The organism is Streptomyces viridosporus T7A, from assembly GCF_008704515.1.
In the GTDB taxonomy this organism is placed as follows: domain Bacteria; phylum Actinomycetota; class Actinomycetes; order Streptomycetales; family Streptomycetaceae; genus Streptomyces; species Streptomyces viridosporus.
The window spans coordinates 4,260,696-4,276,014 of sequence record NZ_CP023700.1 but is presented as its reverse complement, the minus strand read 5'-3'; the positions used below and the strand labels follow the sequence as shown (position 1 = coordinate 4,276,014).

Annotated in this window: 9 protein-coding genes; 2 read left to right on the top strand and 7 right to left on the bottom strand. The window is 68.8% G+C overall.

Annotation, left to right across the window (positions count from 1 at the left end; genetic code table 11):
• Window positions 1-30: 30 nt before the first annotated feature.
• The 3 genes from CP969_RS19815 to CP969_RS19805 all read right to left on the bottom strand — a co-directional run bounded on the left by CP969_RS19815 (window position 31) and on the right by CP969_RS19805 (window position 6,606).
• On the bottom strand, window positions 31-1,731 hold the full coding sequence (locus tag CP969_RS19815) for a protein kinase family protein (protein ID WP_016825487.1): 1,701 nt from the start codon (window positions 1,729-1,731) through the stop codon (window positions 31-33).
• 141 nt (window positions 1,732-1,872) lie between these two features.
• The gene (gene murJ, locus CP969_RS19810) at window positions 1,873-4,176 is read right to left on the bottom strand and encodes a murein biosynthesis integral membrane protein MurJ (protein WP_016825488.1); all 2,304 of its coding nucleotides are present in this window, start codon (window positions 4,174-4,176) and stop codon (window positions 1,873-1,875) included.
• A 45-nt stretch (window positions 4,177-4,221) separates the two neighbouring features.
• Window positions 4,222-6,606, bottom strand: a complete 2,385-nt coding sequence (locus tag CP969_RS19805) for a DUF6049 family protein (RefSeq protein WP_004985953.1) — start codon at window positions 6,604-6,606, stop codon at window positions 4,222-4,224.
• A 254-nt stretch (window positions 6,607-6,860) separates the two neighbouring features.
• Between CP969_RS19805 and CP969_RS19800 the strand changes: the two genes are divergently transcribed.
• Window positions 6,861-8,327 (top strand): CCA tRNA nucleotidyltransferase, encoded by a 1,467-nt coding sequence (locus CP969_RS19800; RefSeq protein WP_399474520.1) that lies wholly within the window; start codon window positions 6,861-6,863, stop codon window positions 8,325-8,327.
• A 95-nt stretch (window positions 8,328-8,422) separates the two neighbouring features.
• Here CP969_RS19800 and CP969_RS19795 read toward each other — a convergent pair whose 3' ends face one another.
• The 4 genes from CP969_RS19795 to CP969_RS19780 form a co-directional block, all read right to left on the bottom strand.
• Entirely contained in the window at window positions 8,423-8,926 is a 504-nt protein-coding gene (locus tag CP969_RS19795; protein WP_026085043.1) for an LppU/SCO3897 family protein, read from the bottom strand.
• Between the two features lie 121 nt (window positions 8,927-9,047).
• Complete coding sequence (locus CP969_RS19790; protein ID WP_016825491.1) at window positions 9,048-10,310, bottom strand: MFS transporter; 1,263 nt, start codon at window positions 10,308-10,310, stop codon at window positions 9,048-9,050.
• Between the two features lie 79 nt (window positions 10,311-10,389).
• The gene (locus CP969_RS19785) at window positions 10,390-11,472 is read right to left on the bottom strand and encodes an inositol-3-phosphate synthase (protein WP_004985963.1); all 1,083 of its coding nucleotides are present in this window, start codon (window positions 11,470-11,472) and stop codon (window positions 10,390-10,392) included.
• Window positions 11,473-11,516: 44 nt separating this feature from the next.
• Window positions 11,517-12,200 carry a PadR family transcriptional regulator gene (locus CP969_RS19780; RefSeq protein WP_004985967.1) on the bottom strand — a complete coding sequence of 228 codons (684 nt, stop codon included), beginning with the start codon at window positions 12,198-12,200 and terminating at the stop codon, window positions 11,517-11,519.
• A 684-nt stretch (window positions 12,201-12,884) separates the two neighbouring features.
• Here CP969_RS19780 and CP969_RS19775 point away from each other — a divergent pair.
• Window positions 12,885-15,281 carry a transglycosylase domain-containing protein gene (locus CP969_RS19775; protein WP_016825492.1) on the top strand — a complete coding sequence of 799 codons (2,397 nt, stop codon included), beginning with the start codon at window positions 12,885-12,887 and terminating at the stop codon, window positions 15,279-15,281.
• The last annotated feature ends 38 nt before the right edge of the window (window positions 15,282-15,319 follow it).

Sequence of the window (15,319 nt, the reverse complement as noted above, 5' to 3'; positions counted from 1 at the left end):
GGGTCCCCCTTCCCCTGGGTGCAGAAGACCTCAGCTGCTCACCTTGACGTCCACGACCCTGCCGCGCCATTTGCCGTCGTCCGCCTGTACCGGCAGCTCGGTCAACCAGACCAGCAAGTACCGGGACTCGAGCGCCTTCTCGGGCTTGAGGGTGACGCTGTCGCCCGTCCCTTCGGCGACCTTGGTGTAGGCGTCGAAGGACGTCGGTTGCCCCCCGGCGTCGCTGGAGGCGGCGCGGAGCTCGACCGATGTGTTCCCCATGAAGGAAACGGTGACCTTCCCGATCTGCTGGGTCTTGCCGAGGTCGAGGATGACACCCACGCCCGGCTTCAGCCGGCCCAGGTCAGCGCTCTCGTAGTAGCTCGTCTGCCAGTACGTGCCCGGAACGCTGTCGTAGACCTTGTCTATGTCCCTCGGGTTCTCGGATCCGTCGGAGCCGAACGGGTCGAAGTCACGGGCGCTCTCGATGGCGATGGGCTTGCCGCTCACCGGCTTCTTCGGGCTCCTGTCGTCCCCGTCCGTCGTCTGGGTCTCGTTCGTTTCGTCCGCCTTGCCGCCCTGGTCCATGAGGGCGTCCGCCAGCTGCCAGCTGCCCAGGCCGAGCGCGGCGATCAGCAGGGCCGAGACGGCCCACTTCAGCGCCTTGCCCGTGCGGCTCTGCAGCGGGGGAGGCGGAACCGGGGCCGGCTGGGTGGCGCCGGGATGCGGGGCCGGACGGCCGTACGTGCCCTGCTGGTAGGTCGTGCGCTGGTACTCGGGCGGGGTGGTGAACGCGGGCTCCGGCGGGCGGATGCGGGGCATCTCACCGATCGCCTTCACCAGCTCCTCCGGCGTGGTGCACGGCGACTCATGACGTGAGGCGGTGGCCCCCTCGTTGACGAGCGCCCGCATCGCGAGCTCGGACAGGCCGCGGTGGACACCGGCCCGCACCTGGTCCGGCGGGATCAGCCCGATGTCCTTCGGCAGACCGGACATGCCGTAGGCGTCGTTCTCGTACGGCCAGCGTTGGGTGAGAGCGGCGTAGAGGAGGGCACCGATGGACTCGGTGTCGGTGCGCTGCGGGGTGTCGGAGCCGACGCCGCGCAGCGCCGCGTTCACGGCGAGGCCGCGGATGCGCCACTGGCCGGTCGAAGTGCGCAGCACGGCGTTGGGGTTCAGGCGCAGATGGGCGAGACCCTCGCGGTGGGCCGCGGCCATGGCGGAGGAGACCTGACTGACCATCTGGTAGGCGTCGTACACCTCCAGCGGGCCGGCGGCCAGGAGCGTGGTCAGCTCGGTGGCATCGGGGAGCCATTCGTGTACGACGTAGACGAGGTCGTTCTCCTCGACGGCGTCCAGGACCTGGACGAAGCGGGGATCGCCCAGCAGGGCGGAGGAGCGGGCCGCGGCCAGGACGGACCGGGCACGCGAGTGGTCCGCGGGCAGGGTGTGCACGCCGACGGCACGACGGAGCTTCTCGTCCACGGCACGCCAACTGCTGAACCCGTCCAGACGGGTGACGCACTCCTCGAGTCGGTAGCGTCTGGCCAGCTTGTGACCACTGTGCAGCTCGGGCGGCGAGGTCTTTCCGGGACCGTCGGCCCCGGTGTTCTCCTGTGCCTCGTCGCTGTCCGTGTCCCGCTCCCGGTTCTTGGCCACCCCGTCGGCCGTGGACTGGTCCGCCTGTGCGGTCAGCGACTGGTCGCCGCTGTTGTCTGCCACGTCGACGGCAGCTGTGCTCCGTTCCGCCACCGTCGTTCCCTGCCTCCCCATCCATTGCGCGCGGACCGGCGTCCGTTGCGCGCCGTCCCACGCCGAAACCAATTGTGCCCACAGTCCGCCGCTATGCACGACACGCGGTGGCTGACGATGGTTGTGCGCCTACCCCCTGCCTCAGCGTCCCAGGCGTCCGCGGACCATGCCGACCAGAGAGTTGAGCTCCTCGATGCGCATCCGGCGAGCGGCGACGAAGAAGACGCCGAGCAGGACGGCTCCGCCGGCCAGGATCGCGGCGAACGAGCCCACGACCCCCTGGCCGAGCGTCTGGCTGATGCCGTAGCAGGTCGCGCCACTGAGCAACGCGGCCGGCACCGACGCGATGCACAGCCGGGCGTACGTGCGCAGCACCCGGGCGCCGTCCAGGTCTCCGCCCAGCCGCTGGCGCAGCCGGCGCCAGGCGATGCCGACGCCGAGTGCGTAGGCGACACCGTACGAGGCGGCCATGCCGACCACGGCCCAGCGGGCCGGGAGCACGAAGAAGCAGATGAGCGAGGCGACCGCGTTGCCCGCGGCCACGATGACCGTGTTGTAGAAGGGGGTCCGGGTGTCCTCGTAGGCGTAGAAGGCGCGCAGGACGACGTACTGCACGGAGTACGGGATCAGACCGAGACCGAAGGCCATCAGCATGTAGCCCATGTTGGTGGCCGCGCCGGTGCCCGAGGAACCGAAGATCAGCGTGCACATCGGGATGCCGAGCGCGAGGAAGCCGAAGGCGATCGGCACGATCGCGACGGCCGTGGTGCGCAGGCCCTGGGAGATGTCGTCCCGGACGGCGCCACCGTCCTCCTCGGCCGCGGAGCGCGAGATGCGGGGCAGCAGGGCGGCCATCAGGGAGACGGTGATGATGGCCTGGGGCAGGCCCCAGATCAGCTGGGCGTTGGCGTAGGCGCTGAAGCCCGTACCGGCGATCTTCGTGTCGACGACCGACGCGGTGGCCAACTGGCTGACGACCAGTGCGCCCGCCTGGTTGGCGAGGACGAACAGGATCGTCCACTTGGCGAGCATGGCGGCCTTGCCGAGACCGTGGCCCTTCCAGTCGAAGCGCAGACGGATCCGGAACCCGGTCTCGCGGAGGTAGGGGATCATCGCCAGGGCCTGGACCACCAGGCCGAGGAGGACGCCCACGCCGAGCAGCCGCTCGCCCTCCGGCGGGATGTTCTCGACGGTCATGCCGGAGTCGGCGGCGGTGCCGTAGACCCAGATGAACACGCCGAGCGTGACGATGATGACGATGTTGTTCAGGACCGGGGTCCACATCATCGCGCCGAACCGGTCGCGGGCGTTGAGGATCTGACCCATCACCACGTGCACGCCCATGAAGAAAATCGAGGGCAGGAAGTAGCGGGTGAAGGTGACGGCGACGTCGTTGGCCGCGGGGTCGTTGGCGACCGGGTTCGACAACGCGCGCACGAGGAGCGGGGCGGCCAGCCACGCGAGGGCGGTGAGCGCGGCCAGGGCCACCATGACGAGCGTCAGCAGGCGGTTCGCGTACGCCTCGCCTCCGTCCTCGTCGTCCTTCATCGCCCGCACGAGCTGCGGCACGAAGACGGAGTTGAGGCCACCGCCGACGGTCAGGATGTAGATCATCGTCGGCAGCTGGTACGCGATCTGGAACGACTCACCCAGCAGAGCGAGGCCGAGCGCCGAGACGATCATCGCGGACCGGATGAACCCCGTGAGGCGGGACACCATCGTGCCCGCCGCCATCACGGCACTGGACTTCAGCAGGCCTCCGGCCCGTCCGCCCTTCTTCGGAGCGGGCGCGGGAGCCGGTTCCGGGGCCGGAGCCTCGGCGGCGGGAGGGGGCGTAGCCCCCGCATAGTGGCCGGGGGCCGCGGACGGGCCGGTCACCGATGCGGCGGACGCGTAGGGCTGCCGGACACCCGCCGCCGGCGGCCGACCGGGGTGTCCACCGCCCTGCTGCTGGTCGGGGAAGGCACCGCTCTGCTGCTGGTCGTGGAAGAGGTGGGCGAAGGCGTCCGACTCACGGCGCTGGTCCCCGGCCTGACCGACCAGGTCGTCCACGCCCACGTACTGCGTCGTGCGCGGATCGTCGCCGTACGGCAGGTACTGCGTCGGCCCGTCCGGCTCCGGTGCGGGGGTCTGGGCCCACACCCGCGGATCGGGGGCGTACGGCGACTGGGGCGGCTGCCCGTAGAGCGGCTGCTGAGGGGGGTACGCACCCGGAGGAGGCGGAGGGTGCGCGGCACGGTCGTAGAGCGCCTCCGCGACGGGATCCTGGGCGGCGACGTCCTGCGCCCGGTAGGGATCCTGGCCGTAGGCGTCCTGGAGGTACGGGTCGGCGGACGGCTGCGGCGCCTGGTCGTGCCCGGGCGGCGGACCCTCGGGGGGATCCGACTCGGGGTGGCCCGAGTTGCCCGCGGCATGGCCGCGGTCACCGTCGTACGGCGCGTTCATGGTTTACCCCACCTCATCGTCCCCGGCCCACCGGCCACGACATCCTCAACGGTCCACTCTCTCACCCGCGCCGGACGGGTCTGCGCTTTCCGGTGCGGTGTCCGGTGCCGGGTCACTCGGCTGCTCCGGCGTGTCTGCCCGTGCGCCGGCACCGGGCTCCTCGGGACGCGCAGCGGAGGCTCCCGGGTCCGGTGGTCCGTCGACGTCCTCGCCCGCCTCGTCGTGCTGTTCCTCGGCCTCGCGGGCCGCGGCACGCTTGCGCTGCGTGTACATACGGAAGCCGGCGAGGACGAGCAGCAGCACGCCGCCGCCGATGACCAGCATCACCGTGGCGGTGATCTCGGTGACCTTCACGTCGAAGGTGACGGGGTCGCCGTACTTCTGACCGTCCTGGGTGTACAGCTGGGCGACCACCGTCGCCCGGCCGTTGGCGTTGGCGGACGTGGTGAACTTCACCGACTGGCTGTGCCCGCCGGAGACGGCGATGGGCTGCTCCTCGTAGGCGTCCCCACCGATCTCGAGACGGGTCGGGTTGGTCGAGGAGAGTCGCAGCACCAGGTGCTCGACGCCCTGCACCAGGTTGTTCTGGACCGTCACGGGGATCGTGGCGCTGCGGCCGGAGAGCTTCGTCTCCGACTTGTCGATGAGCTTCACCTGGTCGATGAGCGTGTCGAGATACGCCTCGACACCGCTCCGGTAGACCGCCGCCTCGGTGCCCCGGTCCCGCCAGGACACGGACATCCCCCGGTTCAGGGCGCGTCCGAACGGGGTCACCACCCGGGACTGGTCGGAGAGGATCACCTTGAACCTGTCGAGCTTGTCCTGCGTCCTCGCGATCTGCTCGAACGCCGACCGCGGCAGCTCGTGCCTGCGCAGCGAGGAGGGGTACGCGGAGGCCGAGGGAACCTTGGTGGTGGCGGCGGGGTCCGGCTTGGTCCTCGCGGCCGCCGTGAGGTCCTGGGACTCGGACCAGGCCCTGTCCTGGAGGGCGGTCAGCGCCTCGGCCATCGTCTGGGCCTGGCTCGCGGACGGGGTGCGCTGCGGGGCGACGACGACGCTGCGCTGCTTGCCCGTCTGGAGGCCGAGCGTCAGGCTCTGGGCCAGGAACCGCTGTACCGCCTGCGTGGACGTGGAGGCCTTGGTCATGTCGCCCTGGAAGGCCGTGGAGAGCCGGGCGTCCGCCACGACGGCCGTGGTGCCGCCGCCGATGGGACGGGGCGCGGAAGGCGTGTACGACAGGTCGCCGCTCTCCTCGAAGGTGTCGCTGCGGGCGATCACCTTGTCGGCGCCGGCGGACGTGGCGACCTTGACGATGGAGGGGTCGACCGCGCCGTTGACGGGCCAGGCGAACTCCGTGGTGGGTTTCACGTGGAGGATCGACTCCACCGTGTCCGAGGCGACGCCGGTGGCTTCCTTGAGGTGGCTCAGTGAGCCGGTGACGGCGGTGCCGGTGTGGGCGAGGGAGGCCAGGTCGGGATCGCCGAACGGCAGCGCGACGACCTCCCGGTCCGCCACCGCCTGCTGCACCTCGGCGAGCCATCGCTTGGCGACCGCCTGATGGCTGCCGACCGTGTCGGTGTCACCCTCGCCCTGTACCTCGTACCTTTCGGTCATCGCGTCGACGGACGCCAGCAGGTCCGGGTCAATCACCCAGGTGACGTCGAGGTCCCGGCCCAGCGCCACCATGCGGTCCAGCCGTCCGCCCGGGGAGATCTCCTCGGCGAGGTCGTCGTCGCGGAAGAGCGGCGTCTGCTGCTCGTTCGAACCCGTCTCCGCCGTCATGTGGGCGGTGGAGATCAACGGCCACAGGAACGTCGTCTTCGTCCGGGTGCCGGTTTTCCCGGGCTGCCACGGCAGGAAGGTCTGCTGGACGCCGAGGACCTGCTCCCAGGGCTGCGCGGGGGTCTGCCCGGCGAGCGACACGGCCAGCGGGTAGACGCCGTCCTCCCCGAGGTCCAGCTTGGCGACCGGGACGGAGATGCTGAAGGGCCGCGAGACGCCCGGGGTGAGCCTGGGGAACTCCTCGGCGTACTTGCCGCCGATCTCGGGGCTGACGACGCTCTGGACGTCGTCGCTGTTCCGGGCGAGGCTGTCGATCCCCGAGCGGGTGTTCAGCAGCGGGCCCACCCGCAGGCCGACGCGGGCGTCGGTGACCGTCTGTTTGCTTTTGTTGGTCACCGTGCCCGTCACGGTGACGGTGTCCCCCTCGGTGGGGGCGCTGGGAGTGAGCGAGTCCACGGAGACGGAGACCGAGCCGACGCCGGAGGCGGCCTGCGGCGTGGTCTGCCCGGTGGCGTCAGCGGGAGCCGCGGCCGGTAGCTGGAGGAGCCCCGCCAGCAGGAGTCCTCCGGTGAGCAGGGCTCCGATGCGCCGCAGCCGACGGAGGGCAGGTGAGGGACGGGTCCCCTGGAAGTCTGCCGCCTCGGCCACGCGCTCGCCCGTCCCTCGTCGTCGTCAGTGGTCGTCGGAATGTGCGTCCACGCATGGTAACGATGCTCGCTGAGGGGAAGTGCCGCGGACCGTTCCGCAAGATCGGGGACAGAGTCGGCCTGCCCTGTATGGGACTGTATGAAGAGGAGTAGGGCCCCGCGTCCCAAGCGCAGGCTTTGTGTGTGTATCGACGGGGGCCTTAGGCGCGGAATGGAGGAGATTCCGGCCGCCCGCGCCACGTACCCTCTTCTGTTGTGCCGAACGCCAACGAAGAAACCAGTGCCCTGAGCCAGGTGCAGGACCGCGCCGTGAGTGAACTGCTGCGGGTAGCCCCTGTCGCCGACGACCTCGCCCGCCGTTTCCAGGAGGCCGGGTTCTCACTCGCCCTGGTCGGCGGTTCGGTGCGGGACGCACTGCTCGGCCGCCTCGGCAACGACCTGGACTTCACGACCGACGCCCGCCCACAGGACGTGCTGAAGATCGTGCGCCCCTGGGCGGACGCCGTCTGGGAGGTCGGGATCGCCTTCGGGACGGTCGGGGCGCAGAAGGAAGCCCGCGTCGGAGACGCTGATCGAAGCTTTCAGATCGAGGTGACCACCTACCGGTCGGAGGCGTACGACCGCACCTCGCGCAAGCCGGAGGTGTCGTACGGCGACTCCATCGAGGAGGATCTGGCCCGCCGTGACTTCACCGTGAACGCGATGGCCGTCGCGCTCCCGGAGAAGCGGTTCGTCGACCCGTACGGCGGCCTCGACGACCTCGCCACGCGTGTGCTGCGCACCCCGGGCACGCCCGAGGAGTCCTTCTCCGACGACCCGCTGCGGATGCTGCGGGCCGCGCGCTTCGCCGCCCAGCTCGACTTCGAGGTGGCGCCCGAGGTCGTGGCGGCGATGAAGGAGATGGCCGGACGCCTCGAGATCGTCTCCGCCGAGCGCGTCCGGGACGAGCTGAACAAGCTGATCCTCTCCTCTCACCCGCGCAAGGGTCTGACCCTGCTGACCGAGACCGGGCTCGCGGAGTATGTGCTGCCCGAGCTGCCGGCCCTGCGTCTGGAACGTGACGAGCACCACCGGCACAAGGACGTCTACGACCACACGTTGATCGTTCTGGAGCAGGCGATGGCCCTTGAGGACGAGGGCCCCGACCTGACCCTCCGCCTGGCGGCCCTGTTGCACGACATCGGCAAGCCGCGCACACGCCGCTTCGAGAAGGACGGACGGGTCTCGTTCCACCACCACGAGGTGGTCGGGGCGAAGATGACCAAGAAGCGCATGACGGCGCTCAAGTACTCCAACGAGCTGGTGAAGGACGTCTCACGGCTCGTCGAACTCCATCTGCGGTTCCACGGCTACGGCACGGGAGAGTGGACGGACTCCGCCGTCCGCCGCTACGTCCGCGACGCGGGGCCGCTCCTGGATCGGCTCCACAAGCTGACCCGCTCGGACTGCACCACACGCAACCGGCGCAAGGCCGCCGCGTTGTCGCGTGCGTACGACGGTTTGGAGGAACGGATCGCCCAGCTTCAGCAGCAGGAGGAGCTGGACGCCATCCGCCCGGATCTCGACGGTAACCAGATCATGGAGATCCTGGAGGTCAAGCCGGGGCCGGTCGTCGGGCAGGCGTACCAGCACATGCTGGAGCTCCGCTTGGAGAACGGTCCGATGGAGCACGATGCGGCGGTCAAGGCGCTCAAGGAGTGGTGGGCCGAACGGCAGGGCTGAACCTGCGAAACGGGGCCGTGTTTCACGTGAAACACGGCCCCGCACCCTGACGGAGGGCTGTGTTTCACGTGAAACACAGCCCTCCGTCGTCTGTCTTACTTGTCCTTCAGGCAGAGGAGGAAGCTCTTGCTGCCATTGGTCTCCGTGTACACGTACTGGAAGTCCTTGGATGCCGCCTCGCACTTGCTCTGCGCCGTGATGCCGGAGAAGTTGCCCTCCACCTTGGCGAGCACCGTGTACTGCGCCGTCGAGGAGCCGCAGTCGACGACCTCGAGGTCCGGGTCGTTGTCGTCCGTGCTGCCACGGCTCATGCAGTCGCCGACCGCGGCGGTGTTGGCGTCGTCCCGGCTGGCGATGAAACCACCGATGGCCACACCGGCGACCACTACGGCGATGACGATGTTCTTGATCGTCTTGAAGCTGAGCTTGCGACGCGGCTGCTCCGGCGGAACGGGAGCACCCGGAGGGGGGAACCCAGGCTGACCGGCTTGCTGCGGAAAACCGCCCTGGGGCGGGTACGGAGCCTGGCCTTGGGACTGGTCGTGGGGCTGCTGCTGGCTCTGCGCGAAAGGGTTGCCCTGGGGCGGCGGAGTGGTCACTGGGGTCCCCCTGGAACGTGGATGCGTGACGCGAATGGTGCGTTGATAAGACGCACGTAAGCTATCGGCCACCACTGACAACTCTGTAGCCCAAGGGACCTCTGTGGCATTGATGTGACACTTATCGGCGCTCAAAACGGGCCATAGCCACAGCTACTGCCCCGTAGACAACGGCGACTGTTATCACCAGCGGGACCGATCGGCCGTCAGGCGGCAGCATCAGGGCGGCCACGGCGGCGGCTCCGACGAAAGCCACGTTGAACAGGACGTCGTAGAGGGAGAAGATCCGGCCACGGAAGCCGTCGTCGACGGAGGACTGGACGATCGTGTCCGTGGCGATCTTCGCGCCCTGGGTGGTCAGGCCCAGGACGAACGCCCCTGCCAGCAGGGGCCCCGAGGCGAAGGGCAGGCCGAGCGCGGGTTCCAGAACCGCTGCGGATCCGGAACACACCATGATCCAGCGGCCGGGGCCGAGCCACCCCGCGGCCCAGGGCGTCATGACGGCCGCGACGAAGAAGCCGGCTCCGGAGACGCCCAACGCCAGCCCCAGCAGGGCGATTCCCTCGTCCGTGCTCGAGGTCAGGGCGTACCGGCACAGCATCAGCAGCATCACGAGCATGGCGCCGTAGCAGAACCGCATCAGTGACATCGCCGTGAGCGCCCAGGCGGCCTCCCTGCGCGGCGGCGCGGCGAGGTGGCGCAAGCCTGCCAGCAGGTCGCGCGCCGTCCCGGTGAGCACCGTGGTCAGCCGTGGGTGCGCCAAGGCACGGTCCGGACCCAGGAGTTCCTTCGCGATGCGCAGCGATGCCCCGGCCGCGCACAGATACAGGGCCGCGCCCACGAGCACCACGGCCGCGTCGGAGTCGGCGATGACCAGACGGACGAGGAAGGCGAGGCCGCCGCCCGCCGTCGCGGCGAGTGTTCCGGCGGTCGGGGAGAGGGAGTTGGCGATGACCAGCCGTTCGGCGTCGACCACGCGCGGAAGCGCGGCGGACAGTCCGGCGAGGACGAAGCGGTTGACGGCGGTGACGCACAGGGCGGAGAGGAGGAGGAGCCAGTCGGGGACCCGGCCGAGGATGAGGACGGCGGTCACCGCGGCCATCAGGGCGCGCAGCAGGTTGCCGTACAGGAACACCTGGCGGCGGCGCCAGCGGTCCAGCAGCACTCCGGCGAAGGGGCCGACCAGCGAGTACGGGAGGAGCAGGACCGCCATCGCGGAGGCGATCGCCGCGGCCGACGTCTGCTTCTCCGGCGAGAAGACCACATAGGCGGCGAGGGCGACCTGGAAGACGCCGTCGGCGCCCTGGGAGAGCAGCCGGACGGCGAGCAGGCGTCTGAAGCCCTGGAAACGCAGCAGAATGCGCAGGTCACGGACGACGGCCATGGGGCTCAGCCTCACATACGGGGAGGGTCTCCGGGACGTGCGACCCCGGAGACCCTCCTCTGCCCACGGTGAGCGGGTCCTAGCGCTCGACCTCGCCCTGGATGAACTTCTCGACGTTCGCGCGGGCTTCGTCGTCGAAGTACTGCACCGGCGGGGACTTCATGAAGTACGAGGACGCCGACAGGATCGGGCCGCCGACACCCCGGTCCTTGGCGATCTTCGCGGCGCGCAGGGCGTCGATGATGACACCGGCGGAGTTCGGGGAGTCCCAGACCTCGAGCTTGTACTCCAGGCTCAGCGGGACGTCACCGAAGGCGCGGCCCTCGAGGCGGACGTAGGCCCACTTGCGGTCGTCCAGCCAGGCGACGTAGTCGGACGGGCCGATGTGGACGTTCTTCTCGCCGAGCTCCCGGTCGGGGATCTGGGAGGTGACGGCCTGCGTCTTGGAGATCTTCTTGGACTCCAGGCGGTCGCGCTCGAGCATGTTCTTGAAGTCCATGTTGCCGCCGACGTTCAGCTGCATCGTGCGGTCCAGGATGACGCCGCGGTCCTCGAACAGCTTCGCCATGACGCGGTGCGTGATGGTGGCGCCGACCTGGGACTTGATGTCGTCACCGACGATCGGAACCCCGGCCTCGGTGAACTTGTCCGCCCACTCCTTGGTGCCGGCGATGAAGACCGGGAGGGCGTTGACGAAGGCGACCTTGGCGTCGATGGCGCACTGGGCGTAGAACTTCGCCGCGTCCTCGGAGCCGACGGGCAGGTAGCAGACCAGGACGTCGACCTGCTTGTCCTTGAGGACCTGGACGACGTCGACCGGCGCCTCGGCGGACTCCTCGATGGTCTCGCGGTAGTACTTGCCGAGACCGTCGAGGGTGTGGCCGCGCTGGACCGTCACACCGGTGCGGGGGACGTCGCAGATCTTGATGGTGTTGTTCTCGGAGGCGCCGATGGCGTCCGCGAGGTCGAGACCGACCTTCTTGGCGTCCACGTCGAAGGCGGCGACGAACTCGACGTCGCGGACGTGGTAGTCGCCGAACTGGACGTGCATCAGGCCCGGCACCTTGGACGCCGGGTCGGCGTCCTTGTAGTACTCGACTCCCTGCACCAGCGATGCGGCGCAGTTGCCCACGCCGACGATGGCTACGCGAACCGAACCCATTCCGGTTGCTCCCTGTGTGTACGAGTGAGGCCCTGAGTGGGGTCTCACGTGGCGGTGTCGTCGGGCGTATCCGGCCGGGGGTCGTCCCCGGGCCGGGGCAGGCCGCCCGTCGCTCCAGATGTGGTGTCCTGCTGAGCGGACCCCCCGGTGGCGGACCCCTTCAGGTCCCGCCCTGCCCGCTCGCTCTCGATGAGCTCGTTCAGCCAGCGCACTTCGCGCTCCACGGACTCCATCCCGTGGCGCTGGAGCTCGAGCGTGTAGTCGTCGAGGCGCTCCCTGGTGCGGGCCAGGGAAGCACGCATCTTCTCGAGGCGCTCCTCCAGCCGGCTGCGGCGGCCCTCGAGGACGCGCATGCGCACATCACGGGAGGTCTGCCCGAAGAAGGCGAACCGCGCGGCGAAGGTCTCGTCCTCGTACGCGTCCGGCCCCGTCTGGGAGAGCAACTGCTCGAAGTGCTCCTTACCTTCCGCCGTCAACCGGTAGACGATCTTGGCGCGACGACCCGTGAGCGGGGCGGCGGGGGCGTCCTCGGCGGTGTTCCCCGGTTCCTCGATCAACCAGCCGTTGGCGACCAGCGTCTTGAGGCAGGGATAGAGCGTCCCGTAGCTGAACGCACGGAACACACCCAGTGACGTATTGAGTCGTTTGCGCAGCTCATAGCCGTGCATCGGAGATTCGCGGAGCAGACCGAGTACGGCGAACTCGAGGATCCCGGAACGCCGGCTCATCGTCGCCTCCCCTCTGCCGCGGCCCTGCCGTGACGGGCCCGTGTCCGGCCCATCGCCGTCCTTATGCCGAGCTGATGTATCGACTCGATACATCACGACGATAGAACGGCCTCCCGGATGCGACAAGGGGAGGTGGGGTGAACGGGATCACATCATCGATTCACAAGGACCAAGTTGCCTGATTTGAGGTGAACTTCTGTGCTCGGAGGGTTTTGGCGGTGCGTAGTCTGTGCGCCATGCAGACCACCGGGAACCGAGTGACGCCCGGGGACGTCCCTGTCCCCGGTGCAGTACGGGTGAATGCGGAAAGCGCCGCATCCGTACTTCGGGGGGACCGGAAACCAGCCGCCGTTGCCAGGCGCGCAAGGGTGCGCCTGCCCGAGGAGTAGTCGTTCGATGAGCGAGCACCGTCGCAAACCGCCGCAGCCGCAGGGAGGCGGACGTGCCGCGGCCCGACGCGGCCAGTCCGGCTCGTCCTCCGGCCGCCGCGCGGCACCGCGAGGCGCCACCGGGTCTCCGTCCGGTTCCTATGGGGCGGGTGCCCGCGGCCCGGGGGACGAGGGCCGTACGTATGGAAGTCGCGCCGAGGCGCGGCGCGCGGCACGGAGAGGCGGGAGCCGCCGGGCCGGTTCCACCGGGCCCGGACGTGGCAGAGGGCGCGCGGCGCCTCCCGGCAAGAAGCGGATGATCGACTATCCCCGCTACGGCAAGGACGGCTGGCGCCGCTGGATGCCGTCCTGGAAACTCGTCTCCGGGCTCTGCATCGGCTTCTTCGGAAGTCTGGTGGCCGTTGCGGGAATCGGCTACGCCATGGTGGAGGTGCCCAACCTCGCCCTGACGGCCACGGCGCAGAACAACGTCTACTACTGGTCCGACGACTCGCCGATGGTCGCCACGGGCGGTGAGCGCAACCGCCAGATCATCGGTCTCGAGCAGATCCCCAAGGACATGCGGAACGCCGTCATCTCCCAGGAGAACAAGACGTTCTACAGCGACAGCGGCATCGATCCGAAGGGCATCGCCCGCGCCTTGTTCAACATGGCCCGCGGCGGCAACACGCAGGGTGGCTCCACGATCACCCAGCAGTACGTCAAGAACGCGATGCTGGACGACCAGTCGCAGACGATCTCCCGGAAGTTCAAGGAGATCTTCGTCTCGATCAAGGTGGGCACCACCGAGCCCAAGGACAAGATCCTCGAGGGCTATCTGAACTCCGCGTACTACGGTCGCGGGGCCTACGGGATCCAGGCGGCCTCCCGCGCGTACTTCAACAAGGACGCCAAGGACCTGGACGCGGGCGAGTGCGCTCTCCTGGCGGCGGTGCTCAAGGGCGCCACCTACTACGACCCGGCCGGCGCGAGCTCCATCGACCGGGTCGAGGCCACTCCCGAGAAGAACCGGGCCCGTGCCCTGAGGCAGATGCAGGACACGCTGGACAAGATGGTCGAGTACGACCGCCTGAGCGCCGAGGAGCGGGCCAAGCACACCAAGCTGCCCAAGTGGCAGAACCCCCGGTCGAACACGGCGCTGAGCGGTCAGATCGGCTACCTCGTCGACCTGGCCAAGGCGTACATCATCAACAACAGCGAAGAGACCGGCATCACCGAGGCCGATCTGGCGAAGGGCGGCTACTCGATCTACACGACCTTCGACAAGGAGAAGGTCGAGGAACTCGAGAAATCGATCAAGAAGGTCTACAAAAAGAACATCAAGCCCGAGGAGCGACCGGACACGGACACCCACGTCCAGTTCGGTGGGGCATCGGTGGACCCCGCGACCGGCGCGATCAAGGCCATCTACGGCGGTGAGGACGCGACCAAGCACTTCACCAACAACGCCGACGAGACCGGTGCCCAGGTCGGTTCGACGTTCAAGCCGTTCGTGCTGGCGGCGGCCATGAAGTGGGGCGTCCGGGACCCGGACCTGGACCCGGTGCAGGCGCAGGACGAGCGCACCCTCGTGTCCCCGAAGAGCCTCTACAACGGCAAGAACAGGCTCAAGATCCGGGAGTACAACGGGAACGTCTGGCAGAACGAGAAGGGCGAGCAGTGGGAGCAGGTCAATGACGGAGACCAGACGTACGGCACGCCGCCCGACTACAAGATCGACCTCCGTGAGGCGATGCGCTACTCGGTGAACTCCTCCTTCGTGCAGCTCGGCATGGACGTCGGTCTGGACAAGGTGAAGGAGGCGGCGGTCGACGCCGGTGTCCTGGAGAGCAGCCTCGCCGGTACCGACTACCCCTCGTTCTCCATCGGTACCTCCAACCCCAGCGCGATCCGCATGGCAGGCGCGTACGCCACGTTCGCGGCGAGCGGCAAGCAGCGCGAGCCGTTCTCGGTGAAGAGGGTGACGAGCAAGAACGGCACGATCTTCACCCACAAGACGGTGACGGAGCAGGCGTTCACCGCGAAGGTCGCCGACAACATCACGGACGTCCTGAAGACCGTCGTCGAAGAGGGAACCGGTAGCAACGCCCAGCTCGACGGCCGCGAGGTGGCCGGAAAGACCGGTACGACCGACGGCAACAAGTCCGCCTGGTTCGTCGGGTACACCCCGCAGTTGTCCACCGCGATCAGCATGTTCCGGTACCCCGACGACGAGACCATCAAGAACCGCCAGTTCTTGAAGATGTTCGGAACGGGTGGCCAGAAGAAGATCCACGGTTCCTCGTTCCCGTCCGAAATCTGGGCGGACTACATGGGGAACGCGCTGAAGGGGCAGCCGGCGAAGAAGTTCCCGATCCCCGAGCCCATCGGGGTGATCATCAACGACGATCCGACGCCGACTCCCACCCCCACGCCCACCGAAACCGAGGAGGCGACTCCGTCGACGAGTCCGACGCCCACGGAGACCGAGACCACTCCGTCCCCCACGGCCTCCAACACGTGCAGGCCGTTCGACTTCAGGTGCAAGGACGACGACGACACGGGTGGCACCGGAACGGGCGGTACCGACATCGGTGGCACGGACGGAGGAGTGACCGGGTCGCCGACGCCCACGGACACGGATGAGCCCGGGGAGAACAGAGGCAACGGCAACAACAACGGCGGTGGTCTCTTCGGAGGTCCGGGCAGCTAGCCCGCCTATCGCCCGGTTTGGGTGTTTCACGTGAAACA

Bases quoted from the DNA above. Each gene is read 5' to 3' on its own strand.
- murJ (WP_016825488.1), bottom strand. From the start codon at position 4,176: ATGAACGCGCCGTACGACGGTGACCGCGGCCATGCCGCGGGCAACTCG.
- CP969_RS19790 (WP_016825491.1), bottom strand. From the start codon at position 10,310: ATGGCCGTCGTCCGTGACCTGCGCATTCTGCTGCGTTTCCAGGGCTTC.
- CP969_RS19785 (WP_004985963.1), bottom strand. From the start codon at position 11,472: ATGGGTTCGGTTCGCGTAGCCATCGTCGGCGTGGGCAACTGCGCCGCA.
- CP969_RS19780 (WP_004985967.1), bottom strand. From the start codon at position 12,200: ATGAGCCGGCGTTCCGGGATCCTCGAGTTCGCCGTACTCGGTCTGCTC.
- CP969_RS19775 (WP_016825492.1), top strand. From the start codon at position 12,885: ATGATCGACTATCCCCGCTACGGCAAGGACGGCTGGCGCCGCTGGATG.